This window comes from Ruegeria sp. HKCCA4008, assembly GCF_013033125.1.
GTDB lineage: Bacteria > Pseudomonadota > Alphaproteobacteria > Rhodobacterales > Rhodobacteraceae > Ruegeria.
Window position 1 is genome coordinate 163,137 of the sequence record NZ_WQDM01000001.1, and the last position, 24,965, is coordinate 188,101.

Here is a 24,965-nt window from a genome sequence, read left to right on the forward strand (position 1 = left end):
GTGGGTCATGGGCACAAGGACGAAGAAACTCAGCCAGCTGGCCCTGACCGCAAGAGAGGGCGCAAACCCGGATATCACTGGTCTGGCCGTTGACAGCCGCGAGGTGAAAGAGGGCTTCCTGTTTGCCGCGCTGCCCGGGTCCCGCGTTCATGGCGCAGAGTTCATCCAGTTTGCCCTGCGCATGGGGGCCGCTGCGATCCTGACCGATGCCGAAGGGGCAGAGATCGCCGAGGCCGAACTGGCAGCCTCGGACGCAGCGCTGGCCGTGGTGGAAGACCCGCGTCAGGCGCTGGCCGGTGCCGCGGCGCTGTGGTTCGGCGCGCAGCCGCAAACCATCGTGGCCGTCACGGGAACGAACGGCAAAACATCTGTTTCCACCTTCGTCCGGCAGATCTGGTCCGCGCTTGGCCACGCCGCCGTCAACCTCGGCACCACCGGGGTTGAAGGTGCGTGGACAGCGCCACTGGCCCATACCACACCCGAGCCGATCACCTTGCACCGCTGTCTGGCCGAGGCGGCCGAGAACGGCGTGACCCATGCCGCTATGGAGGCTTCGTCCCACGGCCTTGAACAGCGCCGCCTTGATGGCGTTCACCTGACCGCCGCCGGTTTCTCGAACTTCACGCAGGACCATTTGGATTACCACGAAACCTTCGAGGCCTATTTCAACGCAAAGGCCGGTCTGTTCGACCGGGTTTTGCCGCAGGATGGAACGGCCGTCGTCAACCTGAGCGATCCGAAAGGGGCCCAGGTCCGGCGGATCGCCGAGATGCGCGGCCAGTCGGTGCTGTCGGTGGGGCTGGGCGATGCCGACCTGTGTCTGATCAACCAACGGTTCGACGCCACGGGGCAAGACCTGCGCTTTGCGTGGCAGGGCCGAACGTTCCAGACCCGCCTGAACCTGATCGGCGGGTTCCAGGCCGAAAACATCCTGCTGGCCTGTGGGCTGGTGATTGCTGCCGGGGACAGCCCTGAAAGCGTGTTCGAAACTCTGCCCCATCTGACGACGGTTCGCGGGCGGATGCAACTGGCAGCCACGCGTGACAATGGAGCGGCGGTGTTTGTGGATTATGCCCACACGCCTGATGCTGTTGCCACGGCACTCAAGGCGCTGCGCCCGCATGTGATGGGCCGTCTGATTGCCGTTATCGGTGCGGGCGGGGATCGCGACGCCAGCAAACGCCCCTTGATGGGTAGGGCGGCAGCCAACCATGCAGACGTGGTCTTTGTCACAGATGACAACCCGCGCAGCGAAGATCCCGCAGTCATCCGCGCGGCCGTGATGGCAGGCGCGTCAGAGGCAGCAGGCGACGCCAGCGTGACCGAAGTCGGCGACCGCGCCGAGGCCATCCTGCGCGGCATCGATGCGCTGCAACCCGGTGATGCGCTGCTGATCGCCGGAAAGGGGCATGAAACCGGTCAGATCGTGGGGGATCAGGTTCTGCCCTTCGACGATGTGGAACAGGCCAGCATTTCCGTTGCAGCGCTGGACGGGAGGGTCGCATGACGCTCTGGACTGCATCCGAAGCGGCCGCGGCGACGGGCGGTCAGGCGACGACCGACTGGACCGCAAATGGCGTATCCATCGACACCCGCACTCTTCGACCCGGCGATCTGTTCGTGGCGCTGAAAGCGGCGCGGGACGGGCATGATTTCGTGGCACAGGCGCTGGAAAAAGGAGCAGGCGCCGCACTGGTTTCCCGTGTTCCGGACGATGTACCGGAAGGCGCCCCCTTGCTGATCGTCAAAGACGTGCAGGCGGGGCTAGAGGCCCTGGGGAAAGCGGCACGGGCCCGAACGGATGCGCGCGTGGTCGGCGTGACAGGCAGTGTGGGTAAAACATCGACCAAGGAAATGCTGGCGACAATTCTGGAAACCCAAGGGAAAACCCACGCCAGCGTCGCCAGTTACAACAACCATTGGGGCGTGCCCCTGACCCTCGCGCGGATGCCTCGCGATACGGAATTTGCGGTGATCGAGATCGGCATGAATCACCCCGGTGAAATTGCCCCGCTCGCCGAACAGGCCCGCCCGCATGTGGCGCTGGTGACGACCGTGGCGGCGGTGCACCTGGAGGCCTTCGAGTCGGTGGCTGGTATTGCCCGGGAAAAAGCGGCGATCTTTGAAGGGCTTGAACCTGGCGGGGCTGCGATCGTCAATGCAGATATCGACCACGCGGACATCCTGCGCCAGACAGCGCAGGCGCATGGGGCGGGGATTGTTGATTTTGGGCGCAGCGCGGCGGATTACCGGCTGACCGATGTTCAACCCGAGTCAAACGCAGTGAAGGCCAGGGCACTGGTCGGTGATCAGGTGATTCAATTCGAGGTGAACTCCGCCGGCACGCATTTCGCGATGAACGCGCTTGGCGCTTTGGCGGCCTGCGTCGAATTGGGGGTCGATCTGGATCAGGCCATCGCGGGCCTGCGTGCGTGGTCACCCGTCAAGGGGCGTGGGGTACGCGAAAGCTTGCCATTGTCAGGGGGTGGGCAGATCGAGCTTTTGGATGACAGCTACAACGCCAACCCGACCTCGATGGAGGCTGCGCTGGATGTCTTGGCCGCCTCCAAAGGCACCCGCCGCATTGCGTTTCTGGGTGACATGAAGGAACTGGGCGCCCAGGAAGAGGCCATGCATGCCGCCATGGCGGATATCGAGGCAATGGCGCGGGTGGATCAGGTTCATTGCATCGGGCCGTTGATGCAGGCGATGCATCGCGCGCTGCCCGAGAAGAAACGTGGGCTCTGGTTCGCAACCAGTGCGCAAATGGCGGAACATCTGCCTGCCTTGATCCGGGATGGAGACACGGTGCTCGCCAAGGGCTCACTCAGCATGGCGTTGGCCGCGATTGTTGACGGTCTGCGCAAAATGGGGCAAGGGGGCGCGCTTGATGGGTGAACTTGCCCGCGCGCCTCGTGTGAGAAAGGTATTGTCATGCTGTACTGGTTGACCGCTCTGTCGGACGGAGGGGATTTCTGGAACCTCTTCCGGTATATCACCTTCCGCGCAGGCGGTGCCTTCATGACCGCGCTGATTTTTGGGTTCATCTTCGGAAAACCCTTGATCAACGTGCTGCGCAAGAAACAGGGCAAAGGCCAGCCGATCCGTGACGACGGCCCCGAAGGGCATTTTTCCAAGGCAGGCACGCCGACGATGGGTGGATTGCTGATTGTCGGAGCTCTGGTCACGTCAACCCTTGTCTGGGCGCGGCTGGACAACCCGTATGTCTGGATGGTTCTTTTTGTGACCCTGTCTTATGCGGCCATCGGTTTTGCGGACGACTATGCCAAGGTTTCAAAACAGAACACGCAAGGGGTTTCGGGCCGGATGCGCCTGGCGTTGGGCGTGATCATCGCCGTGCTGGCATCGCTTTGGGCGACGTTGCACCATCCCGAAGCCTTGCAGAACCAACTGGCCGTACCCGTCTTCAAGGACACGCTGGTCAATCTGGGCATCTTCTATATCCCCTTTGCGATTGTCGTGATCGTGGGGGCCGCCAATGCGGTGAACCTGACCGACGGTCTGGACGGGCTGGCCATCATGCCGGCGATGATCGCAGCCTCGACCTTGGGCGTGATTGCCTATGCGGTCGGTCGGGTCGACTTTACCGAATATCTCGATGTGCATTACGTGCCGGGCACCGGTGAGATCTTCATCTTCACCTCCGCGTTGTTCGGGGCCGGCCTCGGGTTTCTCTGGTACAACGCCCCTCCGGCGGCAGTGTTCATGGGTGACACCGGATCGCTGGCCCTGGGCGGCGCGCTGGGTGCCATCGCCGTGGCCACCAAGCACGAGCTGGTTCTGGCCGTGGTCGGCGGCCTGTTCGTGGTCGAGGCGCTGAGCGTGATCATTCAGGTCCTCTACTTCAAGCGCACGGGCAAACGGGTCTTTCTGATGGCCCCGATCCATCACCACTATGAGAAAAAAGGCTGGGCCGAGCCGACCATCGTGATCCGCTTCTGGATCATCTCGCTGATCCTTGCGATGATCGGTCTTGCGACGTTGAAGGTAAGATAAAGAAAGTAATCAATGAACATAGTCAGTAGGTTTTTTGCGGCCGACATAACTCCGTACGTGGATAACAGATTTTTTCAGGTCTCGGTGTCCTTGTTGGCTCTGTTCCTGTCTTCGTATTCGATTATCAAAGATCAAAATACAGTAGCAATATTTTCGGGGTTCCTAGGCTTTTTGGCTATTTTGGAACCGCTCGCAAAATTGAAGTTGAAAGGAAAGTACAATACCGTAGCGACTGTTTGTTTCTTCGGTATTGCTGCAACCATTGTTGTATTATTTGCGTTAACTTGGGCGCTTGCTGAGTTGAATATTGTGAACAAGCCATGATCCCGGTCAAAGGCTTTTCAGGACAGAAAGTCGCCGTTCTGGGGCTGGGCCGGTCCGGTCTGGCCACTGCGCGTGCGCTGCGTACGGGCGGGGCGGAACCGGTGTGCTGGGACGACAACCCGGCCGCCCGTGAAACCGCCGAAGGCGAGGGTTTCACCTGCGCCGACCTGCGCAAGCATGGGGCATTTGACGAAATCGCCTCGCTGATCGTTTCACCGGGCATTCCGCATCTCTATCCTGAACCGAACCCCGTGGTTGCGGCAGCCCTGGATGCAGGCGTGCCGGTGGACAATGACATCGGCCTGTTCTTCCGCTCCTTTGCCGGACCGGAATGGAACAACTACGACACCCCGCCGCGCGTGATCGCGGTGACGGGCTCGAACGGCAAATCGACGACTGCCGCTCTGATCCACCACATTCTGACCGAGGCCGGGCGCGAAGCGCAGTTGGCGGGCAATATCGGGCGCGGTGTTCTGGATATCGATCCGGGCGGTGATGGTTCGGTCGTGGTGCTGGAGCTTTCCAGCTATCAGACCGAGCTGGCCCGCGCTCTGACCCCCGATGTGGCGGTGTTCACCAATCTGTCGCCCGATCATCTGGACCGCCACGGCGGCATGGGGGGATATTTCGCGGCCAAGCGGCGCCTCTTTGCTGAAGGCGGCCCGGATCGTGCGATCATTGGCGTCGACGAAACCGAAGGTGCGTTTTTGGCCGGGCAACTGTCCGAAGGGCCATCGGATGACCGGGTGATCCGTATCTCGGTGGCGCGGAAGCTGACCGGGCCGGGCTGGCAGGTCTTCGCGCGCAAAGGGTTCCTGTCGGAATACCGCAAGGGGCGGCAGGCGGGGTCTATCGACCTGCGCGCGATCAAAGGTTTGCCCGGTGCACATAACCACCAGAATGCCTGCGCGGCCTACGCCGCCTGCCGGTCGTTGGGCCTTGCCCCGCGCGTGATCGAAGACGCGCTGCATTCCTATCCGGGCCTGCCGCATCGCAGCCAGATCATCGCCGAGGCCGATGGGGTTACCTATGTCAACGACTCCAAGGCGACCAATGTCGACAGCGCCCTGAAAGCGCTTATGGCGTTCAAAAAGATCCGATGGATTTGCGGCGGTCTTGAGAAAGAGGGCGGTATATCAGCCCTGAACACGGCGACGGGTGAGGTCATCAAGGCATATGTCATCGGACGCGAAGCCGCGAGTTTTGCGATGCAGCTCGAGGCTGATACGCAGGTCTGTACGACGATGGAGGCCGCCGTGGCGCAGGCCATGGAAGATGCGGAGGCAGGCGACACTGTGCTGCTGGCCCCGGCTGCTGCCAGTTTCGACCAATATGACAATTTCGAACAGCGCGGCGAGGATTTTGCAGCGCAGGTCAAGCGCAGGCTGACAGAATAGCCATTTGCAATAGACCGCCGGCTGGGCCAAGCTTGGATGCTATCAGCTTGACGCGGCACCATTATTGGTTTTGCCTGCCAGCAGATTCAACACGAGGTTATGACCATGCCATTTCGTAGACTTTCTCTGATCCTGCCTGCCATTCTTGTTGCTGGGGCCTGTACGAACACGGGTGCCAACTATCAGCCCATCGTGGACGGCCCGGTCGGTCCGAACTACAACGTGGACCTGCAGCAATGCCAACAACTGGCGGCATCGCAGAGCAGCGTTGATGGCTCTACCGCAGGGAACGCAGCAATTGGCGCAGCGGGTGCCGCGGCCGTTACCGGGATCGTTCAGGACAGCAGCGACAATCTTGGTCGCGCGGCTGTGGCAGGTGCCCTGGTTGGCGCTGGCGCAGACGTCATCAATAAAAACCAGAACAAGGAAGTGATCGTGCGCAACTGCATGCGCGGGCGCGGCTACAACGTCGTAGGCTAACACCCGGCGGCAATTGCAACAGCTGCGGCATGGCCTGACGACCATGCCCACTGGAAGTTGTAGCCGCCCAACCAGCCGGTGACATCCACCGCTTCACCGATTGCATAGAGGCCGGGGACATCCTTGGCCTCCATCGTTGTCGAGGACAAGTCATCCGTGTTGATCCCGCCCAAGGTGACTTCGGCGGTACGATACCCCTCGGTCCCCGACGGCACCAGTTGCCACGCAGACAGGGCCGAGGTCAGCTCGGTCAGTTTCGCGTCCGACTGATCCGCCAGCTTCCCGGACATCGGAATGACCCGGCACAGGTAATCGACCAGCCGGGCCGGCAGATGCCGCGCCAGTTCAGTGGTCAGCGCCTTGCGACCCGCGCTTTGCCGCTGTGCGCGCAACAGATCCAGCAGGGGCAGGTCGGGGATCAGGTTCACCCGGATTGCCTCACCTTCGCGCCAGTATGACGACAGTTGCAACACCGACGGCCCGCTGAGACCGCGATGGGTGAACAGCAGCGCCTCGTCGAAGCTGGCGCGATCATTCGACAGTCGCACGGGCAGTGAAACGCCGGACAGGTCCTTGAACCGCCCGTCCGAGAAGGTGAAAGGCACCAGCGCCGCCCGAGTCTCGGTCATCCGCAACCCGAACTGGCGCGCGATGTCATAGGCCAGCCCGGTAGCGCCCATCTTGGGGATCGATTTCCCGCCTGTTGCCAGCACCAGATTGGTGCAGGTCAGATGCTGCCGTTGCCCCTCACGCTCCACCTCCAGCGCAAAGCCGCTTTCGGTCTTGCGCAGATCGCGCAGCGAGGTTTGAACCCACAGCTCTGCTCCTGCACCGCTCATTTCATTCAGCAACATCCGGATGATCTGTTTCGAAGAGCCATCGCAGAACAATTGGCCCAGGGTTTTCTCATGCCAGGCGATGTTGTGACGTCCGACCAGATCGATGAAATCCCATTGCGTGTACCGTGCAAGGGCGGATTTGCAGAAATGCGGGTTTCGCGACAGGAAGTTGCCCGGCCCGGCATGCATGTTGGTGAAATTGCAGCGCCCCCCGCCAGAGATGCGGATTTTTTCGCCGGGTGCCTTGGCGTGGTCAATCACCAGCACGCGCCCACCGCAACGGGCCGCACACATCATGCCGGCAGCCCCGGCCCCAAGGATGATCGTGTCGTAGGTCATGCGCGGGGGATGGCGTGGATTAAACAAGATGGCAAGAGCCCATGCCGAAGTCGCGCGGCGCGCGCTCGCCGCGTTCTCGCAAATTCGAGGTCGGCTGACAGGGCGATTGCCAGAGTTTCAGCGCACTGACATGCTGCGACCATACCGCAAAGAGGTTTTGACAAGACAAACTGGCAAAAGGAACTCTGAATGCAATTCCCCGAATTTATTTCGTCATTTCCGAAACTGGATGTGCCTTTTCCTGAAGACGTGGTGCAGACGGCCGTCATTCGATCAGATGCAGGGCTGGTTGCTTTCTTCACTTTCCTCAAAGACATGGAGCTTCCCCTGCATTCGCATGGTGCCCAATGGGGGACGGTGGTTGAGGGTGAAATTGAACTCACGATCGGTGGCCAGACCCGCATCTACCTCCCCGGCGACAGCTACTCGATCCCAAGTGGAGTCGCGCATGGAGGGACCATCAAGGCGGGGTCTCGCGTCATTGACGTGTTTGAGGAACCCGACCGATATCCGATCAAGGGATAATGCATAGCAACCCGCCTTTTTGGATCAACGCGCGCCGCTCCGCTAAGCGGAGTGCCCAAAGCTGCAACATCCACAGACCGCCACGTGCAGCCGGGGGTGCTTCGGGCATGGAAGGTCGATTTATGCCTTGTGGCTTCATCCTACTAGCCCAAACACAAAAATCCCTGTAGAGTCTCAACCAGACCCCGAAAACGGGGCGTTGACGAGGCAGAGAGTGGCGGTATCTCATGACTGAGATGGTGTATGGCGCGGTCCAGGACCAGCGCGGAGAACCGATTCTACCGAAATGGTGGCGCACAATCGATCGCTGGACGATGTCCTGCGTTCTGATCCTGTTTGCCATCGGTCTGTTGCTGGGGCTGGCGTCTTCGCCGCCGCTGGCCGGGCGAAACGGGTTCGATCCGTTCCACTATGTCGAACGTCAGGCCATCTTCGGCGGATTGGCGCTGATTGCGATGCTTCTGACCTCGATGATGTCGCCGACGCTGGTGCGTCGTTTGGCGGTGCTGGGTTTCCTGGGGGCCTTCGTGGCACTGGTTTTCCTGCCCGTGTTCGGGACCGACTTTGGCAAGGGCGCGGTGCGCTGGTATTCGCTGGGGTTCGCCTCGCTTCAGCCGTCCGAGTTTCTGAAGCCCGGCTTCATCGTCGTTGCTGCATGGCTGCTGGCGGCCTCACAAGAGATCAACGGCCCGCCGGGGCGGATCTGGTCATTTGCCCTGTGCATGGCGATTGTCGGCATGCTGGTGATGCAACCTGATTTCGGTCAGGCCTGCCTGATCCTGTTCGGCTGGGGGGTGATGTATTTTGTCGCCGGGGCGCCGATGCTGCTGCTGGTCGGAATGGCCGGGTTTGTTGTTCTGGGCGGTATGTTCGCCTATTCCAATTCTGAACACTTTGCCCGCCGTATCGATGGCTTTCTGAATCAAGAGGTCGATCCGACCACCCAGTTGGGCTATGCCACCAACGCCATCCGCGAAGGGGGGCTGTTCGGCGTCGGTGTGGGTGAGGGGCAGGTCAAGTGGTCGCTGCCGGACGCGCATACCGATTTCATCATTGCCGTCGCGGCCGAAGAATACGGCCTGATCCTGGTACTGATCATCATCGCGCTTTATTCGTTGGTCGTGGTACGCTCGTTGCTGCGCCTGATGCGGGAACGCGACATGTTCATCCGGCTGGCGGGCACCGGTCTGGCCTGCATGTTCGGCGTGCAGGCGATGATCAACATGGGTGTTGCGGTTCGTCTGTTGCCCGCGAAGGGCATGACGCTGCCTTTTGTCAGCTATGGCGGCTCATCCCTGATTGCAGGGGGTATTGCGATCGGAATGCTGCTGGCCTTCACCCGAACCCGCCCACAGGGCGAGCTTGGCGAAATTCTGCGCGGACGAGGATAATGGGGACTCCATACCTGTTGATTGCGGCTGGCGGTACCGGGGGGCACATGTTCCCGGCTCAGGCGCTGGCCGAGGCGATGCTGAACAAGGGCTGGCGTGTGCGCCTGTCTACCGACCTGCGCGGTGCCCGCTATACCGGTGGTTTCCCGCACTCGACCGAGATCGTCGAGGCATCATCGGCCACTTTCGCGCGTGGCGGTCTGGCGGCCAAGGCCATGGCCGGCCCCAAGATTGCCGGTGGCGTGGCTGGCATGGTGTTCCAGATGATGCGGGACAAGCCCGACGTCGTTGTCGGTTTCGGCGGGTATCCCTCGATCCCGGCGCTGAGCGCTGCAACCATGCTCAAAATCCCGCGCATGATCCACGAACAGAACGGGGTGCTGGGGCGTGTGAACCAGTTGTTCGCTACCCGCGTCGCGCAGGTGGCCTGCGGTGTGTGGCCCACGGACCTGCCCGAGGGCGCGCATGGCATCCACACCGGAAACCCGGTCCGGTCCGCCGTTCTGGACCGCGCCGCGGCCGGTTACATTCCGCCCGGTGATTATCCGATGTCGGTCCTTGTCATGGGCGGTTCGCAAGGCGCACGCATCCTCAGCGATGTGGTGCCCGGTGCCATCGCCGCACTGCCCGAAGAAATCCGCACTCACATCCGCGTGGCACATCAGGCCCGGGACGAGGACGGCGAGCGCGTCACAGCCTTCTACAACGAACACGGCATCCGCGCCGACGTGCAGCCCTTCTTTGATGATGTCCCCCGTCGCATGTCGGATGCCCAACTGGTAATCTCGCGGTCTGGCGCGTCCAGCGTTGCCGATATCTCGGTCATCGGGCGCCCGTCGATCCTGATCCCATTTGCCGCCGCCGCCGGAGATCACCAGACGGCCAACGCACGGGGCTTGGTGCAGGCGGGCGGGGCCATCATGATCCCGGAAAAGGCTCTTGACGTTCCAGCGCTGACACAGCAAATCACCACGGTTCTCACGAACCCCGAAGCCGCACAGAAAATGGCCCATGCCGCCTTGTCCGTCGGGGCACCTGACGCCACCGAGCGTCTGACCGCCCTTGTCGAACAATTGGCGCAGAAGGAGACCACATGAATCCAGCAACCAAACTGCCGCAGGACGTAGGGCCGATTCACTTTGTGGGGATCGGCGGGATCGGAATGTCAGGTATCGCCGAGGTGCTGCTCAATCTGGGGTACCAGGTGCAGGGCTCGGACCTGAAAGCATCGAAGATCACCGACCGGCTGGCAGGTCTGGGGGCCGAGATCTTTGTCGGTCAGCGCGCGGAAAACCTTGAAAACGCGGCCGTTGTGGTGGTCTCGACCGCGATCAAACCGGGCAACCCCGAGCTTGACGGCGCCCGTGCCCGCGGCCTTCCGGTGGTGCGCCGGGCTGACATGCTGGCCGAACTGATGCGGCTGAAATCCAACATCGCCATCGCCGGGACTCACGGCAAGACCACCACGACCACGATGATGGCCGAACTGATGGTGGCGGGGGATTTTGACCCGACCGTGATCAATGGCGGCATCATCCATGCCTATGGCTCGAACGCCCGGATGGGGCAGGGCGAATGGATGGTGGTCGAAGCGGACGAGAGCGACGGCTCGTTCAACCGCCTGCCCGCGACCATCGCCATCGTCACCAATATCGACCCCGAGCATATGGAGCATTGGGGCGATTTCGACAAACTGCGCGCGGGCTTCCATGAATTCGTCTCGAATATCCCCTTTTACGGGCTGGCCGTATGTTGCACCGACCATGCCGAGGTGCAGGCGCTTGTCGGCCGCATCACCGACCGCCGCGTGCGCACCTATGGCTTCAACGCGCAGGCCGATGTGCGGGCCGAGAACCTGACCTACAAGGGCGGCGTCGCGCATTTCGACATTCATCTGCAATACGAAGACAAGGTGATCGAAGGCTGCACCCTGCCGATGCCCGGCGACCACAACGTTTCCAACGCTTTGTCCGCCGTGGCCGTTGCCCGCCATTTGGGAATGAAAGCCTCGGAAATTCGTGACGCACTGGCCAATTTCGGCGGCGTCAATCGCCGCTTTACCAAGGTCGGAGAAGTCGACGGCGTCACCATCATCGACGACTATGGCCACCACCCGGTCGAAATCACCGCAGTCCTGAAGGCCGCGCGACAGGCGACCGAAGGCCGCGTGATCGCCGTGCACCAGCCGCACCGCTATTCGCGCCTGTCCAACCTGTTTGACGATTTCTGCACCTGCTTCAATGACGCCGATGTCGTGGCCATCGCCGATATCTTCGCCGCCGGAGAAGACCCGATCGAAGGCGCATCACGCGATGATCTGGTGCAGGGCCTGATCCGTCACGGCCACCGCCATGCCCGCGCGCTGTTTGACGAAAACGATCTTGAGCGGCTTGTGCGAGAGCAGGCCCGCCCGGGCGATATCGTCGTCTGCCTCGGGGCCGGTACGATCAGCGCCTGGGCAAACGGTCTGCCTGAGAGATTGCAACGAAAACAAGCTGTTTGACTTCTCTTCTGTTTGGTGCACAACCTGAAGGTGCAGCAAATGCCCGCAGCCGCCGCATGTCCTAAGAGGGGACAGATGGACTATTCGATGATCCTTGCCGCCCTTTGGGTGATCTGCGCCACGATCGTGGCGTTCTTGCCGATGCGAATGCAGTTTCCGCCGGGCGTGACCCTGCTGATCTGCGCCCCGGTTCTGATCGTCTGGCTGGGTTATGATCACGGTTGGTTCTGGTCGGTTTTCGCCTTCGGCGGATTCGTTTCGATGTTCCGCAACCCCATCCGGTATTACTGGCGAAAATGGGTGCGCGGGGAGGTCATGGAATGAACTGGTCCATCGTCCTAGCCGGTCTGTGGGGCGTTTCCGCGAATCTGCTGGCAATGATCCCGAGCAAAGACAACCACTGGACACGCGCCTATATCCTGATCGCCGTGGGCATTCCGATTCTGGGGTATGTCACCTATCAGAACGGCCCGTGGATCGGCTTGCTGGTGCTGGCCATGGGTATGTCCGTGCTGCGCTGGCCCGTGATTTATCTGACCCGTTGGACAAAGATGAAAATGCAGGGCATGAAGGCGGCTGACGAATAACCGGCCAGTTTCAGGAGGTCCGCCATGGCGTCCGTCGCCACATTTGCCTATCTGCCCATTCTTTCTTTCCTGCTAGGTGCCGCCGCCGGTTTCACGGCGGGCCGTTGGCTGGGCCTGCGCGGCTTGTTGTGGCTGATCGGTCTGGCCTCGGCCGTCGGGCTGGCGTTGATCGTGGTGCTGGCCGGTATTGGCACCGGCGAAGAAGAACAGGCGTTCGGCCCGCTGGTCTGGCTGACCGCCGGCGTTCTTCCCTTTCTGTTCGCCGCGATCATGGGCGGTGTGGGCGGACGTAGCCTGGCGGTGCGTGCAGACGCATGACAACGCTTCCCGTTCCGAAAGGGCGCCTGTCTCGGGCGCGGCCTCTCTCTGAGCTCACATGGCTTCGCGTCGGCGGCCCGGCCGATTACCTGTTCCAGCCTGCCGATATCGAAGACCTGCAAGCTTTCCTGCGGGAACTGCCGGCGCAAACCCCGGTCTTTCCGATGGGTGTCGGTTCGAACCTGATCGTTCGGGATGGGGGGCTGCGGGCCGTGGTGATCCGGCTGGGGCGCGGGTTCAATACTATCTCGGTCGAGGGCAACACAGTCACCGCAGGAGCCGCTGCGCTGGACGCGCATGTTGCGCGCAAGGCGGCGGATGCCGGTGTCGACCTGACCTTTCTGCGCACCATTCCGGGCTCGATCGGCGGCGCGGTGCGGATGAACGCGGGCTGTTACGGCAGCTACACGGCGGATGTTCTGCGCAAGGCCACGATTGTCACCCGGCAAGGCGAGCTTGTGGACTTGACACCAGAAGAGTTGAATTTTTGTTATCGCCAGACGGACCTGCCGGAAGGCGCAGTGCTGATTTCGGCTGTGTTCGAGGGCCCTTCAGGCAATCCCCAAGATCTCCATGCCCGTATGGCGGCGCAGTTGAAAAAGCGCGACGAAACCCAGCCGACCAAAGATCGCAGCGCGGGGTCGACCTTTCGCAATCCAGCCGGGTTTTCTTCGACCGGGCAGGCGGATGACGTGCATGATCTCAAGGCGTGGAAAGTGATCGACGACGCCGGAATGCGCGGCGCGACGCTTGGCGGTGCGCAGATGAGCCCGAAGCACTCGAATTTCCTGATCAATACCGGCGCGGCAACCGCTGCCGACCTCGAAGGTCTTGGCGAAGAGGTGCGAAAAAAGGTTTACGAAACAAGCGGCATCACGCTAGAGTGGGAAATCATGCGGGTCGGTGATCCGCTGACAGAATAAAGCCCCAACCGTCAGACCATAACAGGCAAATTCAGGCGACGGATCAAAGGCATAAACGCAGTACGGACCACCACATAAGGTCCGGGGACATTGAGGCGCACATTGGGTATGTCGAGCAGGACAAACCCCAAAGTGGCGGTATTGATGGGTGGACCCTCGGCGGAACGCGAGGTGTCTCTCAGCTCTGGGCGCGAATGCGCGGCCGCCCTTGTGGGAGAAGGCTTTGAAGTGGTCGAACTGGACGCAGGTCCCGACCTCTGCGCGCGCCTTGTGGACATCAAACCGGATGTGGTTTTCAACGCCCTGCATGGCCGCTGGGGCGAAGATGGGTGTGTGCAGGGCCTGTTGGAGTGGATGCGTATCCCTTACACCCATTCCGGTGTTCTGGCCTCGGCGCTGGCAATGGACAAGCAGCGCAGCAAAGAGATTTACCAAACCGAAGGGCTGCCCGTCGTACCGAGCGTGATCGTGCCCAAGGTCGAGGTGGTCGAAGTTCACGTGATGGAGCCGCCCTATGTGGCCAAGCCGAACAATGAAGGCTCCAGCGTTGGGATTTACATCGTCCACGAAAATGCCAACGGCCCGCCGCAGCTGGACGAGGCGATGCCCGATCTGGTGATGGTCGAGAAATACGTGGCAGGCCGCGAGTTGACCGTGACCGTGATGGGCGACCGCGCCCTGACCGTGACTGAAATCATGACAGATGGCGGCTGGTACGACTATGACGCCAAGTACAAGCCCGGCGGCTCGTGGCATGTCCTGCCCGCCGACATCCCGCAGGACATTTTCGACCGCTGCATGGACTACGCCGTGCGGGCGCATAACGTGCTGGGGTGCAAGGGTGTGTCCCGCACGGATTACCGCTGGGATGACAGCAAGGGTGCCGATGGGTTGTTCCTGCTGGAAACCAATACCCAGCCCGGCATGACGCCAACCTCTCTGGTCCCGGAACAGGCCGCTCATCTTGGAATGACATTCGGCCAGCTCTGCGCCTGGATGGTGGAGGACGCCTCATGCGACCGCTGACCGCCAGCCGTTCACTGGAAATCCACCGCAGCAAACCACTTGCGGGACCGGATGCCGATTTCGCCTCGGCCGACACGGACTCGCACGAGGCCGAACCGCTTTTGCGCCTGCGCGGTGCGCGTGTGTTTTCCCGCTCCGCAAGACGCAGTGACCCTGCGCCGTCCCGTCTCAGCTATCGGCTGCAACGCTGGATGCTGACGCCGGGCATTCGCCTTGGTGTCAAGGTGGGCCTGCCGATCTGCGCCATCGCTGCCGCGCTTGGCATCTTCTTTGCCTCGCAGGACCGTCGCGACGCACTTGCCGCTTATATCGCCGATGTGCGCACTTCGATTCAGGAACGCCCCGAATTCATGGTCAACCTGATGGCCATCGATGGGGCCGGAACCGACCTGTCCGAAGACATCCGCGAAATCGTGCCGCTGGATTTCCCGATCAGTTCCTGGGATCTGGATGTGGAACAGATCCGCGACACGATCACCGGGCTGGACCCGGTGAAATCCGCAACCGTCAGAATCCGCCCCGGAGGCATCCTGCAAGTCGATGTGGTGGAGCGGCAGCCCGTGATCGTCTGGCGAACGCGCGAAGGGCTTGAACTGCTGGATGAGACAGGCGCGCATGTCAAGGAAGCCACTTCTCGCAAAGACCACGCCGATCTACCGTTGATAGCCGGGACAGGCGCCGACGATCACGTCGGAGAAGCACTGGAGCTTCTGCTGACTTCGCGCAGCCTGGGCAATCGCGTGCGCGGCTTGGTGCGCGTGGGAGAGCGGCGCTGGGATCTGGTGCTGGACCGTGGTCAGCGCATCATGCTGCCGACCGAACGCCCGGTGCGTGCGCTGGAACGCGTGCTTGCCGTGAACGAGGTGCAGGACCTTCTGGAGCGTGACGTGGCCGTGGTCGACATGCGCCTCGGGCAGCGTCCGACCATCCGAATGACCAAAGCCGCCAGCGAAGACTGGTGGAACACAAAAGTGACAGTGAGTAACGGGCAGTAACGACCATGATGACCGATCTTTATCAGTCCCAACGTGCCATGCGTCAGATGCGGCGACAGGCTTTGCAACGCGGCGTGATTGCGATTCTGGATGTGGGCAGCTCGAAAATCGCCTGTCTTGTGCTGCGCTTTGACGGAACCGGTCGGCTGAGCGAGGACAATACCATCGGTTCCATGGCAGGGCAGACGGGTTTTCGCGTCATCGGTGCCGCGACCACCCGGTCGCGGGGTGTCCAGTTCGGCGAAGTCACAGCCATGCAGGAAACCGAACGTGCTATCCGCACCGCGCTTCAGGCCGCACAGAAGATGGCCGACATCCGCGTCGACCATGTGATCGCCTGTTTCTCGGGCGCGAACCCGCGGTCTTACGGGCTGGATGCGCAAGTAGATCTGGACGGTCAGATCGTGACCGAGGCCGAAGTGGGCCGGGTTCTGAACGCCTGCGACGTGCCGGATTATGGTGACGGGCGCGAAGTGCTGCATGCTCAACCGGTGAATTTCGCGCTCGACAACCGGTCGGGCCTGATCGATCCGCGCGGGCAGATGGGCCAGAGCCTTGCGGTCGACATGCATATGCTGACCGTGGATTCGTCAGCGATCCAGAACATCGTGCGTTGCATCAAGCGCTGCGATCTTGAACTCGCGGGTATTGCCAACTCGGCCTATGTCTCGGGCATCTCGGCGCTGGTCGAAGACGAGCAGGAACTGGGCGCGGCCTGTATCGACATGGGCGGCGGCACCACGAGCGTGTCGATCTTCATGAAAAAGCACATGATCTATGCCGATTGCGTGCGCATGGGCGGCGATCACGTGACCGCCGATATCTCGATGGGCCTAGGTGTGCCTGCCGCCGTGGCGGAACGGATCAAGACATTCAATGGTGGCGTTCATGCCACCGGCGCCGACGACAGGGATATGATTGATATCGGTGGTGACACCGGCGACTGGGAACACGACCGCCGCACCGTCAGCCGCGCCGAGCTGATCGGCATCATGCGCCCGCGTGTCGAGGAAATTCTTGAAGAGGTCCGCGTCCGGTTGGACGCCGCCGGGTTTGAACATATGCCAAGCCAGCAGATCGTGCTGACCGGCGGCGGCAGCCAGATCATGGGGCTGGACGGGCTGGCCACGCGCATCCTCGGTCAGCGCGTTCGCTTGGGCCGCCCCTTGCGCGTGCATGGCCTGCCGCAATCAGCCACCGGGCCCGGGTTCTCGTCCGCTGTCGGCCTCAGCCTGTTTGCGGCCCATCCTCAGGATGAATGGTGGGATTTTGAAATCCCGGTCGACACCTATGCCGCGCGCCCGTTCAAGCGCGCCGTACGGTGGTTCCGTGACAACTGGTAGAGTCCTGCGCGGGGGTGCTCTGTGCGCGGCGCTGCTGCCTTGCTGGGCCTCGGCCCAGACCATGATCACGCCCGAAGCGTTTCTGGACGCGGCGGTCGGCAAAACTCTGACATTCTACGAAATCCGCAGCGGTGGCCTGGTGGGAACCGAACAATTCCTGAACCGCCGCATGTCGGTCTGGCGCGAAGAGGGGCAGGGCTGTGTCTACGGGCAGATCACGACGCCAAACGGTCAGTTGTGTTTTCTGTACGACAATGACCCGGACGGCATTCCGGTCTGTTGGTGGCCATTTTTGCATGAAGGTCGTTTGATGGTGCGGCTTGCCTCATTCGTCGATGGGGAAATACAGGAAGTGCGTTCCATGACTGACCGCGGCCTGGACTGTCCAAATGCACCGCTCAGCTGAAGAAACCGGTTGCAGCGTTTCGATTTATCCCGCAAGATATCCACAAGGCCCGAAAGAGGCCTCGCGGCAGGACCTGAGCAGTTTTCCGCAATGTAGATGACAGTCGATCAGAGCGCGATGAACGAATGTGTCCTCGCGTTCATGCCGGTTGTCTAGTGATGGTCGCCGTTGTTTCCGCTATATCTGGCTTGACCTGCGAAATGCCGCCGGTTTATGCCTTATTTCCTCCATATTTTGTGGGAAAACGCGATTTTTGACGTGACCTTTTGGCATCAGGCCGTTAGAATCGTACAAGGATAGGTAAGAAAAACACCGCTTTGGCGGGACATAAATACAGGCGGACAGAGCATGACATTGAATCTTTCGATGCCCGGGCACGACGAACTGAAGCCTCGGATTACAGTATTTGGCGTTGGCGGTGCAGGCGGGAACGCCGTCAACAACATGATTGAAAAACAGTTGGACGGCGTTGATTTCGTGGTCGCCAACACCGACGCACAGGCGTTGCAACAAAGCCAGTCCTCGGCGCGGGTGCAGCTGGGTGTGAAAGTCACCGAAGGTTTGGGGGCAGGGGCCCGCCCGACCGTAGGCGCGGCCGCCGCCGAGGAAAGCATCGAACAGATCGTGGACCACCTTGCAGGCGCTCATATGTGCTTCATCACCGCCGGTATGGGCGGCGGTACCGGAACGGGGGCTGCTCCGATCATCGCGCAAGCCGCGCGTGAGCTGGGTGTACTGACCGTCGGTGTCGTAACCAAGCCCTTCCAGTTCGAAGGTGCCAAGCGGATGCGCCAAGCCGAAGATGGGGTTGAGGCGCTGCAGCAGGTTGTCGACACGCTGATCATCATCCCCAACCAGAACCTGTTCCGCCTGGCCAATGAAAAGACCACCTTTACCGAGGCGTTCTCGATGGCTGACGACGTTCTGTATCAGGGCGTCAAAGGCGTGACCGACCTGATGGTGCGCCCCGGCCTGATCAACCTCGACTTTGCCGACGTTCGCGCCGTGATGGACGAGATGGGCAAGGCGATGATGGGCACCGGCGAGGCAACAGGCGAAGACCGCGCCATCCAGGCGGCGGAAAAGGCTATTGCAAACCCGCTGTTGGACGAAATCAGCCTCAAGGGCGCCAAAGGCGTGCTGATCAACATCACCGGCTCGCACGACCTGACCCTGTTCGAGCTGGACGAAGCCGCCAACCGCATCCGCGAGGAAGTGGACCCCGAGGCCAATATCATCGTCGGCTCGACGCTGGATACCGCTATGGAAGGCGGAATGCGCGTGTCGGTTGTTGCGACCGGCATCGACGCCAGCGAAAAAACGACCGAAGTCCCGGTGGCGCGCCGTTCGATGTCCGAACCGCTGACCCGCATGGTTTCGGCTGAAGAGCATATTCAGGAAGAAGCCCGGGTGGTTGCCGACGCAGCAGAGCCTGCCCCGCAGCCGGAAGAAAACCGCGAACCTTCGCTGTTCGAAGCCGCCGAAGAACCGGCGCAACCGCAATTCCAGCCGCGCGATGAGCGTGACGACGACGGCCTGCCGCCACCTGCTTATCAGCCGCGTGTGGCCGAATTCGAGCCGCAGCCCGAGCATGTTGAGCTCGCGCCCGAGGCATTTGTGGCACCGCGCGGACATGCTGCTGGCACCCCGTCGCCCGAAGCATTGCAGCGTTTGCAGGCCGCTGTGCAGAAGGTTCCGTCGGCGCCACAGCGACCGGCAGCGCCCCGCCAGCCCGAAGCGGTTTCGCAACCGGAACCCGAGGAGCGGTCGCGTTTTGGCTTCAATCGTCTGATCGATCGGATGACAGGTCATGCCTCGGATACACCGGCCCAACCGCCGCGGCAGCAGCCCGTTTTGCGACAGTCCGAGGCGACCGCGCCGCTTCAGGAAGAGGCCGATCCGGATCAGGACCGCATCGAAATTCCGGCCTTCCTGCGCCGTCAAGCCAACTGATCGCGGTAACAAAATCCACTCAAAGGGCTGCCATTTGGCGGCCCTTAATTGTTTATTAACAGTAACTTGCAACTATGTGAGCAGGGTTTTGCCGATCTGTTACATACATGTTTCAATCGGTTGCAAAGAGTGAGTTGAGCCTTGACGCGGGCTTCCTTAACTCAGTGTCCAACACGGCCCAAGCAGGCTGGACACTACTCACCGAGGCCCATTTTGCAACATACGCTCAAATCTCCGGTCACGTTTAAAGGCGTCGGGCTGCACAGCGGCAAGCCGGCGACCATGGTCCTGAAACCGGCGGCGGCTGGTCATGGCATCTGGTTCAAGCGGACGGATATTCAACTGGGCGACGCGATGGTCCCGGCGATCTACTATGCGGTCGAACGGACCCCGCTTTGTACGCGCCTGGTGAATGATGCCGGTGTTTCGGTTTCCACCGTCGAACATATCATGGCTGCATTGGCCGGATGTGGCGTGCACAACGCGCTTGTCGAGATCGACGGCCCCGAAGTTCCGATCATGGACGGGTCATCGATTGATTTCGTGCGCGGCATCATGGCCAAAGGCGTGCGCCGTCAGGCCAGCCCGGTATTGGCCTATGAGGTTCTGAAAACCGTCACCGCATCTCGCGAAGGTGCGAGCGCCAGCATTGCGCCCGCTGACGGGCTGATCATCGACTTCCATATCGATTTCGAAGACGGTGCCATTGGCAGCCAGAGCAAAACGCTTGATATGCGCAACGGTTCCTTCGCGCGTGAACTCAGCGATTGTCGCACGTTCTGCCGTCGCACGGATGTCGAGGCGATGCGCGAAAACGGGTTGGCTTTGGGCGGCACGCTTGAAAATGCCGTGGTTGTTCAGGGCGTCGAAGTTCTGACACCGGGCGGTTTCCGCCGGGTCGATGAGGCTGTGCGCCACAAGATGCTGGATGCTCTGGGTGATCTCTATTTGGCTGGTGGGCCGATTTTGGGTCACTTCACCGGAAACAAGTCGGGTCATTCGCTGACCAACACATTGCTGCGCAACCTGTTCGAAACGCCGGGCGCCGTACGTCCGGTACTGTGCACGCCGGAACAGGCCGCGCGCCTGCCGGGGCAGGGGCTTGTTGTCAACGAAATTCCCGAAGTGGCCTGATAAGATCAACTCTGACGACATTTGCGCCAGAAGTCGCATAAGGCGTTTTGCACCGGAATTTTCTGTGCTAGACCATGGCTCAAATCGGGGCAAACCCCATTAAGCAAGACGACAAGGATGGGCGGTATGGTTGGCAGCAAAGCGGCAGTCAGATTCGCGGGTGCGATTCTTCTGGCAGCAGTTTTGACGGCATGCGGCAACGCCGGCGGCCTTTTTGGCAACAAGGGCGCGGACCGTGAACAGAACCTGGAAGGGTTCACGCCGGAACAGATCTACACCCGAGGTGAATACGAACTGTCGCAGAATCGCTCGGACGACGCGGCGTGGTATTTCTCGGAAGTCGAACGTTTGTATCCATATTCGGATTGGGCCAAGCGCGCGCTTATCATGCAGGCGTTTTCGTTCCATTCGGACCAGAATTACGAAGAAAGCCGCGCGGCGGCGCAGCGCTATATCGACTTCTATCCGACGGATGAAGATGCTGCTTATGCGCAGTATCTGCTGGCGCTCAGCTATTATGATCAGATCGACGAAGTCGGGCGTGACCAGGGCCTGACCTTCCAGGCGCTGCAATCTCTGCGGACCGTGATCGAGGTCTATCCGGACAGCGAATACGCCACATCGGCGGTTCTGAAGTTCGATCTGGCCTTCGACCATCTGGCAGGCAAGGAAATGGAGATCGGGCGCTACTACTTGCGTCAGGATCACTATATCGCGGCGATCAACCGGTTCCGAGTTGTGGTCGAAGACTTTCAGACTACATCCCACACCGCCGAAGCACTGTATCGTCTGGTCGAGGCCTATCTGTCGCTTGGCCTGCTGGACGAAGCGCAGACCGCAGGTGCCATTCTTGGCTACAACTACCAGTCCTCGGAATGGTATGACGATGCGTACAAACTGTTGACCTCTCGCGGGCTCGATCTCAAGAGCCGCGGTAACAACTGGCTCAGCACGATTTATCGTCAGACCATCAAAGGTGAATGGTTGTAATCGCGATGGCCTTTGGTCCGGGACGCTGAAGACCACATGCTGCGCGCCCTTGATATCCGCGATATGCTGATCATAGACCGGCTGGAACTGAGCTTTCAGCCGGGCTTGAACGCACTGACCGGCGAGACCGGTGCGGGCAAATCGATTCTGCTGGATTCGCTTGGCTTCGTGTTGGGCTGGCGAGGGCGCGCGGAACTGGTGCGGCAGGGGGCCGCGCAGGGTGAGGTCGTCGCCGAATTCGAACTCTCTGCCGATCATCCCGCACACGCGATTCTGGCCGAAGCTGGCCTGCCGGGCGGCGAGGAACTGATCCTGCGCCGGGTCAACACCGCTGAAGGGCGCAAGACCGCCTGGGTCAACGACCGCCGCTGCTCGGGCGAGGTGCTGCGAGCGCTGTCCGAGACCCTGATCGAACTGCACGGCCAGCATGATGATCGCGGGCTGCTGAACCCGCGCGGCCATCGGGCGATGCTGGACGACTTCGCCGGGGTCTCGGACCACCTGGCCAAGGTGCGCGCGGCCTGGTCTGAGATGTCCCGCACCCGCAAGGCTCTGGCCGAGACCGAGGCCGCACTGGCCGCTGTCCGCAGCGAGGAAGAATTCCTGCGCCACGCGGTTGCGGAACTGGATCAGCTTGACCCGCAACCGGGCGAAGACGCCGAACTGGATGCCCGCCGTCGCATGATGCAAGGGGCCGAGCGTATCCGCGACGATGTCGCCCGCGCCTTTGCCCTGTTGTCCGGGGACGGGGCGGAAGGGGCCATGTCCGACGCCATCCGCTGGCTGGAAGGCGTCTCGGACAATGCGGGCGGCCAGTTGGAAGAACCGATAGCAGCGCTAGGGCGCGCGATGATCGAGTTGGGCGAGGCGCAGGATGGCGTGAATGCCTGCCTTCAGGCGCTGGACTTCAACCCGGCAGAATTGGAACAGGCCGAGGAACGCCTGTTTGCCATCCGTGCGCAGGCCCGCAAACATGACGTGGCCCCGGATGATTTGGGTTCGTTTGCCGACACTCTGCGTGACCGGTTGAACCGGTTGGAGGCAGGGGATGCCGACCTGGCAGACAGGCGAGCCGCCGTGGACGCGGCGCAACGGGCCTATGACGCTGCCGCAGCCGACCTCAGCGCCGCGCGCAAGGCCGCCGCCGGGCGGCTTGACTCGGCCGTCATGGCGGAACTGGCCCCGCTCAAGATGGAACGTGCCGTGTTCCAGACCGAGATCACCCCGGCTGAACCCGGCCCCGAAGGCACCGACGCGGTGGCCTTCACCGTGGCCACCAACCCCGGTGCGCCGGCGGGGCCGTTGAACAAGATCGCCTCGGGGGGTGAGCTCAGCCGCTTTCTGCTGGCCCTCAAGGTCTGCCTGTCTGGCGACGACAGTGCCCGGACGATGATCTTTGACGAAATCGATCGCGGTGTCGGTGGGGCAACCGCCGACGCGGTCGGGCGCAGGCTGGCGTCGCTGGCGCAGGGCGGGCAGGTTCTGGTTGTCACCCATTCCCCTCAAGTCGCCGCACGGGCGGCGCATCACTGGCGGGTGCAGAAACAGGTTACTGACGGACAAACCCTGTCCACCGTCATTCCTCTGGCCGAACCGGATCGGGTGGACGAAATCGCGCGCATGGTGGCCGGCGACACCATCACCGAAGAAGCCCGTGCCGCCGCCCGGGCTCTGTTGCAGGCCTGACGCGGCGATGGCGTGAATTGGTGCTCACACTGTCGCTATCTCACTTTTATATGGGCGCTCCGTGGCTTACTAAGGGTTAAGTGATGATCCCCGAGGGCCAATGACCCAATCGACCCGCACCGTTCTGCGCAACCAGTTCAATCAGGCTCTGGCCGCGATCAAGGATGCGTGGCGGGTCATGCTGCGCCGGGGGCCAAGCCAGATCCAGTTCTGGTTCATTGCGCTGGCCATCGGGATCGCGGCCGGTTTCATGGCGCTTGGCTTCCGCAAGGCCATCCGTGCGCTGCAAGCCTATCTTTACGATACCGATGACATCCTGCTGCTGCACAGCCACGCCGAGAAACTGCCATGGTTCATGGTTCTGATCATTCCCATCTTCGGTGGCCTGGTCGTCGGCATCATCCTGAACCGGTTCACCAATGACGGCCGAGTCCGGTCGGTTGCCGACGTGATCGAAGGTTCGGCCATCACCGACGGGCGGGTCGAGGTCAAGGCGGGCATCGCGTCGTTTTTTGCCTCGCTGATCACGCTCAGTTCGGGCGGATCGACAGGCCGAGAGGGGCCGGTGGTGCATATGGCCGGAGTGATTTCCACATGGGTCAGCAACCGCATACACGCGGATGGGATCACGGGACGTGACCTATTGGGATGTGCCGTTGCCGCGGCCGTGTCGGCCAGCTTCAACGCCCCCATTGCGGGGGCCTTGTTCGCGCTCGAGGTCGTGCTGCGCCATTTCGCCGTTCACGCCTTTGCCCCGATCGTCATCGCCTCGGTCGCGGGAACGGTGATCAACCGGCTGGAATATGGCGACGTTACCGAGTTCACGCTGGAGACGCCGGGATCGCTGCAATTCTATGTCGAACTTCCGGCCTTCCTGATCCTGGGCCTGATCTGCGGACTTGTCGCGTTGCTGCTGATGCGGTCGATCTTCTTTGCCGAGGATATCGGCAGCCATATCCAGAACCGTCTGTCAATTCCGGGCTGGCTGCGCCCTGCGGTGTCCGGGGCGATGCTGGGGCTGATGGCGATCTGGTTTCCGCATATCATCGGCGTGGGGTACGAGACGACAATTCGCGCCCTGACCGGTGATCTGGTGCTGACCACGGCCATCCTGTTTGCGGTGATCAAAACGGTCGCGGTGGCGATTACCATGGGCGGGCGCATGGGGGGCGGGGTGTTCTCTCCGTCTCTGATGGTCGGCGCGTTGACCGGGCTGGCCTTCGGTCTGATCGCCACCGGGTTGCTGCCGGATGTGTCGGGCACGCACACGCTTTATGCCTTTGCCGGAATGGGCGCCGTGGCCGCGGCGGTGCTGGGCGCGCCCATCTCGACCACTTTGATCGTTTTTGAACTGACCGGCGATTGGCAGATCGGCCTTGCCGTGATGGTCAGCGTGTCCATGTCCACGGCCTTGGCCTCGAGACTTGTGGACCGGTCTTTCTTCCTGACGCAGCTGGAACGGCGTGATGTCCACCTGGCCGCGGGGCCGCAGGCTTATTTGCTGGCAATGCTTCGCGCCGGAGCGGTGATGCGCCCGCTTGGGGATCCGCGGTCGATCACGAAGGAAGAGGCGCAGGGGCTGATCGACCAGGGCCTGTGCATTCAGGCCAGCGCCACGCTGGAAGCCGCCATGCCCTACTTTGATCGTGACGACATCCCCTGCATTCCGGTTGTCATTCTGGAAAACGACGGCTCTGAAACACCGGTTGGGGCGCTCTATCACGTCGATGCGCTCAAGGCATATAACAGGGCGCTTGCGGCCACCGCTGCCGAAGAGCATTCCTGAGTT

Annotated in this window: 24 protein-coding genes; 23 read left to right on the forward strand and 1 reads right to left on the reverse strand. The window is 61.6% G+C overall.

Annotated elements, in window-relative coordinates; genetic code table 11:
- Positions 1–7: 7 nt before the first annotated feature.
- The 6 genes from GOW60_RS00835 to GOW60_RS00860 all read left to right on the forward strand — a co-directional run bounded on the left by GOW60_RS00835 (position 8) and on the right by GOW60_RS00860 (position 6,218).
- The gene (locus GOW60_RS00835; RefSeq protein ID WP_171227895.1) at positions 8–1,507 is read left to right on the forward strand and encodes a UDP-N-acetylmuramoyl-L-alanyl-D-glutamate--2,6-diaminopimelate ligase; all 1,500 of its coding nucleotides are present in this window, start codon (positions 8–10) and stop codon (positions 1,505–1,507) included.
- Positions 1,504–2,898: a UDP-N-acetylmuramoyl-tripeptide--D-alanyl-D-alanine ligase gene (gene murF, locus GOW60_RS00840; protein ID WP_171227896.1), complete on the forward strand. Its 1,395-nt coding sequence runs from the start codon at positions 1,504–1,506 to the stop codon at positions 2,896–2,898. Before GOW60_RS00835 ends, murF begins: the two co-directional genes overlap by 4 nt.
- 36 nt (positions 2,899–2,934) lie before the next feature.
- On the forward strand, positions 2,935–4,017 hold the full coding sequence (gene mraY / locus GOW60_RS00845; RefSeq protein WP_152458667.1) for a phospho-N-acetylmuramoyl-pentapeptide-transferase: 1,083 nt from the start codon (positions 2,935–2,937) through the stop codon (positions 4,015–4,017).
- A gap of 93 nt (positions 4,018–4,110) precedes the next feature.
- Positions 4,111–4,341 carry a hypothetical protein gene (locus tag GOW60_RS00850; RefSeq protein WP_171227897.1) on the forward strand — a complete coding sequence of 77 codons (231 nt, stop codon included), beginning with the start codon at positions 4,111–4,113 and terminating at the stop codon, positions 4,339–4,341.
- Complete coding sequence (murD, locus tag GOW60_RS00855; protein WP_171227898.1) at positions 4,338–5,738, forward strand: UDP-N-acetylmuramoyl-L-alanine--D-glutamate ligase; 1,401 nt, start codon at positions 4,338–4,340, stop codon at positions 5,736–5,738. Before GOW60_RS00850 ends, murD begins: the two co-directional genes overlap by 4 nt.
- 105 nt (positions 5,739–5,843) lie before the next feature.
- Positions 5,844–6,218, forward strand: coding sequence for a glycine zipper family protein (locus tag GOW60_RS00860; RefSeq protein WP_245217959.1), 375 nt, complete (start codon positions 5,844–5,846; stop codon positions 6,216–6,218).
- On the opposite strand, the gene GOW60_RS00865 is transcribed toward GOW60_RS00860, so the two are convergent.
- Positions 6,215–7,396: an NAD(P)/FAD-dependent oxidoreductase gene (locus GOW60_RS00865; protein WP_171227899.1), complete on the reverse strand. Its 1,182-nt coding sequence runs from the start codon at positions 7,394–7,396 to the stop codon at positions 6,215–6,217. The genes GOW60_RS00860 and GOW60_RS00865 overlap by 4 nt on opposite strands.
- A 189-nt stretch (positions 7,397–7,585) precedes the next feature.
- On the opposite strand from GOW60_RS00865, the gene GOW60_RS00870 reads away from it, so the two are divergent.
- The 17 genes from GOW60_RS00870 to GOW60_RS00950 all read left to right on the forward strand — a co-directional run bounded on the left by GOW60_RS00870 (position 7,586) and on the right by GOW60_RS00950 (position 24,962).
- A complete protein-coding gene (locus GOW60_RS00870) occupies positions 7,586–7,921 on the forward strand; it encodes a cupin domain-containing protein (protein ID WP_171227900.1) in 336 nt (111 codons plus the stop codon).
- Between the two features lie 227 nt (positions 7,922–8,148).
- Entirely contained in the window at positions 8,149–9,312 is a 1,164-nt protein-coding gene (ftsW, locus tag GOW60_RS00875; RefSeq protein WP_152458661.1) for a putative lipid II flippase FtsW, read from the forward strand.
- The gene (locus tag GOW60_RS00880) at positions 9,312–10,409 is read left to right on the forward strand and encodes a UDP-N-acetylglucosamine--N-acetylmuramyl-(pentapeptide) pyrophosphoryl-undecaprenol N-acetylglucosamine transferase (protein WP_171227901.1); all 1,098 of its coding nucleotides are present in this window, start codon (positions 9,312–9,314) and stop codon (positions 10,407–10,409) included. Before ftsW ends, GOW60_RS00880 begins: the two co-directional genes overlap by 1 nt.
- Positions 10,406–11,815, forward strand: coding sequence for a UDP-N-acetylmuramate--L-alanine ligase (murC, locus tag GOW60_RS00885; protein ID WP_171227902.1), 1,410 nt, complete (start codon positions 10,406–10,408; stop codon positions 11,813–11,815). Before GOW60_RS00880 ends, murC begins: the two co-directional genes overlap by 4 nt.
- Positions 11,816–11,890: 75 nt before the next feature.
- Positions 11,891–12,139: a DUF2484 family protein gene (locus GOW60_RS00890; RefSeq protein ID WP_152458658.1), complete on the forward strand. Its 249-nt coding sequence runs from the start codon at positions 11,891–11,893 to the stop codon at positions 12,137–12,139.
- On the forward strand, positions 12,136–12,402 hold the full coding sequence (locus GOW60_RS00895) for a DUF2484 family protein (protein ID WP_152458657.1): 267 nt from the start codon (positions 12,136–12,138) through the stop codon (positions 12,400–12,402). The genes GOW60_RS00890 and GOW60_RS00895 overlap by 4 nt, the downstream gene beginning before the upstream one ends.
- A 24-nt stretch (positions 12,403–12,426) precedes the next feature.
- A complete protein-coding gene (locus GOW60_RS00900; RefSeq protein ID WP_152458656.1) occupies positions 12,427–12,720 on the forward strand; it encodes a hypothetical protein in 294 nt (97 codons plus the stop codon).
- Positions 12,717–13,643 (forward strand): UDP-N-acetylmuramate dehydrogenase, encoded by a 927-nt coding sequence (murB, locus tag GOW60_RS00905; protein ID WP_171227903.1) that lies wholly within the window; start codon positions 12,717–12,719, stop codon positions 13,641–13,643. Before GOW60_RS00900 ends, murB begins: the two co-directional genes overlap by 4 nt.
- A 108-nt stretch (positions 13,644–13,751) precedes the next feature.
- Complete coding sequence (locus GOW60_RS00910; RefSeq protein WP_171167228.1) at positions 13,752–14,669, forward strand: D-alanine--D-alanine ligase; 918 nt, start codon at positions 13,752–13,754, stop codon at positions 14,667–14,669.
- Positions 14,657–15,664 (forward strand): cell division protein FtsQ/DivIB, encoded by a 1,008-nt coding sequence (locus tag GOW60_RS00915; protein ID WP_171227904.1) that lies wholly within the window; start codon positions 14,657–14,659, stop codon positions 15,662–15,664. The genes GOW60_RS00910 and GOW60_RS00915 overlap by 13 nt, the downstream gene beginning before the upstream one ends.
- 8 nt (positions 15,665–15,672) lie before the next feature.
- Entirely contained in the window at positions 15,673–17,007 is a 1,335-nt protein-coding gene (gene ftsA, locus GOW60_RS00920) for a cell division protein FtsA (protein WP_170344711.1), read from the forward strand.
- Entirely contained in the window at positions 16,994–17,413 is a 420-nt protein-coding gene (locus GOW60_RS00925) for a hypothetical protein (protein ID WP_152458652.1), read from the forward strand. The genes ftsA and GOW60_RS00925 overlap by 14 nt, the downstream gene beginning before the upstream one ends.
- Before the next feature lie 348 nt (positions 17,414–17,761).
- A complete protein-coding gene (ftsZ, locus tag GOW60_RS00930; protein ID WP_171227905.1) occupies positions 17,762–19,366 on the forward strand; it encodes a cell division protein FtsZ in 1,605 nt (534 codons plus the stop codon).
- 213 nt (positions 19,367–19,579) lie between these two features.
- On the forward strand, positions 19,580–20,500 hold the full coding sequence (gene lpxC / locus GOW60_RS00935; RefSeq protein WP_171227906.1) for a UDP-3-O-acyl-N-acetylglucosamine deacetylase: 921 nt from the start codon (positions 19,580–19,582) through the stop codon (positions 20,498–20,500).
- 126 nt (positions 20,501–20,626) lie between these two features.
- A complete protein-coding gene (locus tag GOW60_RS00940; protein ID WP_171114936.1) occupies positions 20,627–21,490 on the forward strand; it encodes an outer membrane protein assembly factor BamD in 864 nt (287 codons plus the stop codon).
- A 36-nt stretch (positions 21,491–21,526) separates the two neighbouring features.
- Positions 21,527–23,176, forward strand: coding sequence for a DNA repair protein RecN (gene recN / locus GOW60_RS00945; RefSeq protein ID WP_171227907.1), 1,650 nt, complete (start codon positions 21,527–21,529; stop codon positions 23,174–23,176).
- Between the two features lie 100 nt (positions 23,177–23,276).
- The gene (locus GOW60_RS00950) at positions 23,277–24,962 is read left to right on the forward strand and encodes a chloride channel protein (RefSeq protein ID WP_171227908.1); all 1,686 of its coding nucleotides are present in this window, start codon (positions 23,277–23,279) and stop codon (positions 24,960–24,962) included.
- Positions 24,963–24,965 lie beyond the last annotated feature (3 nt).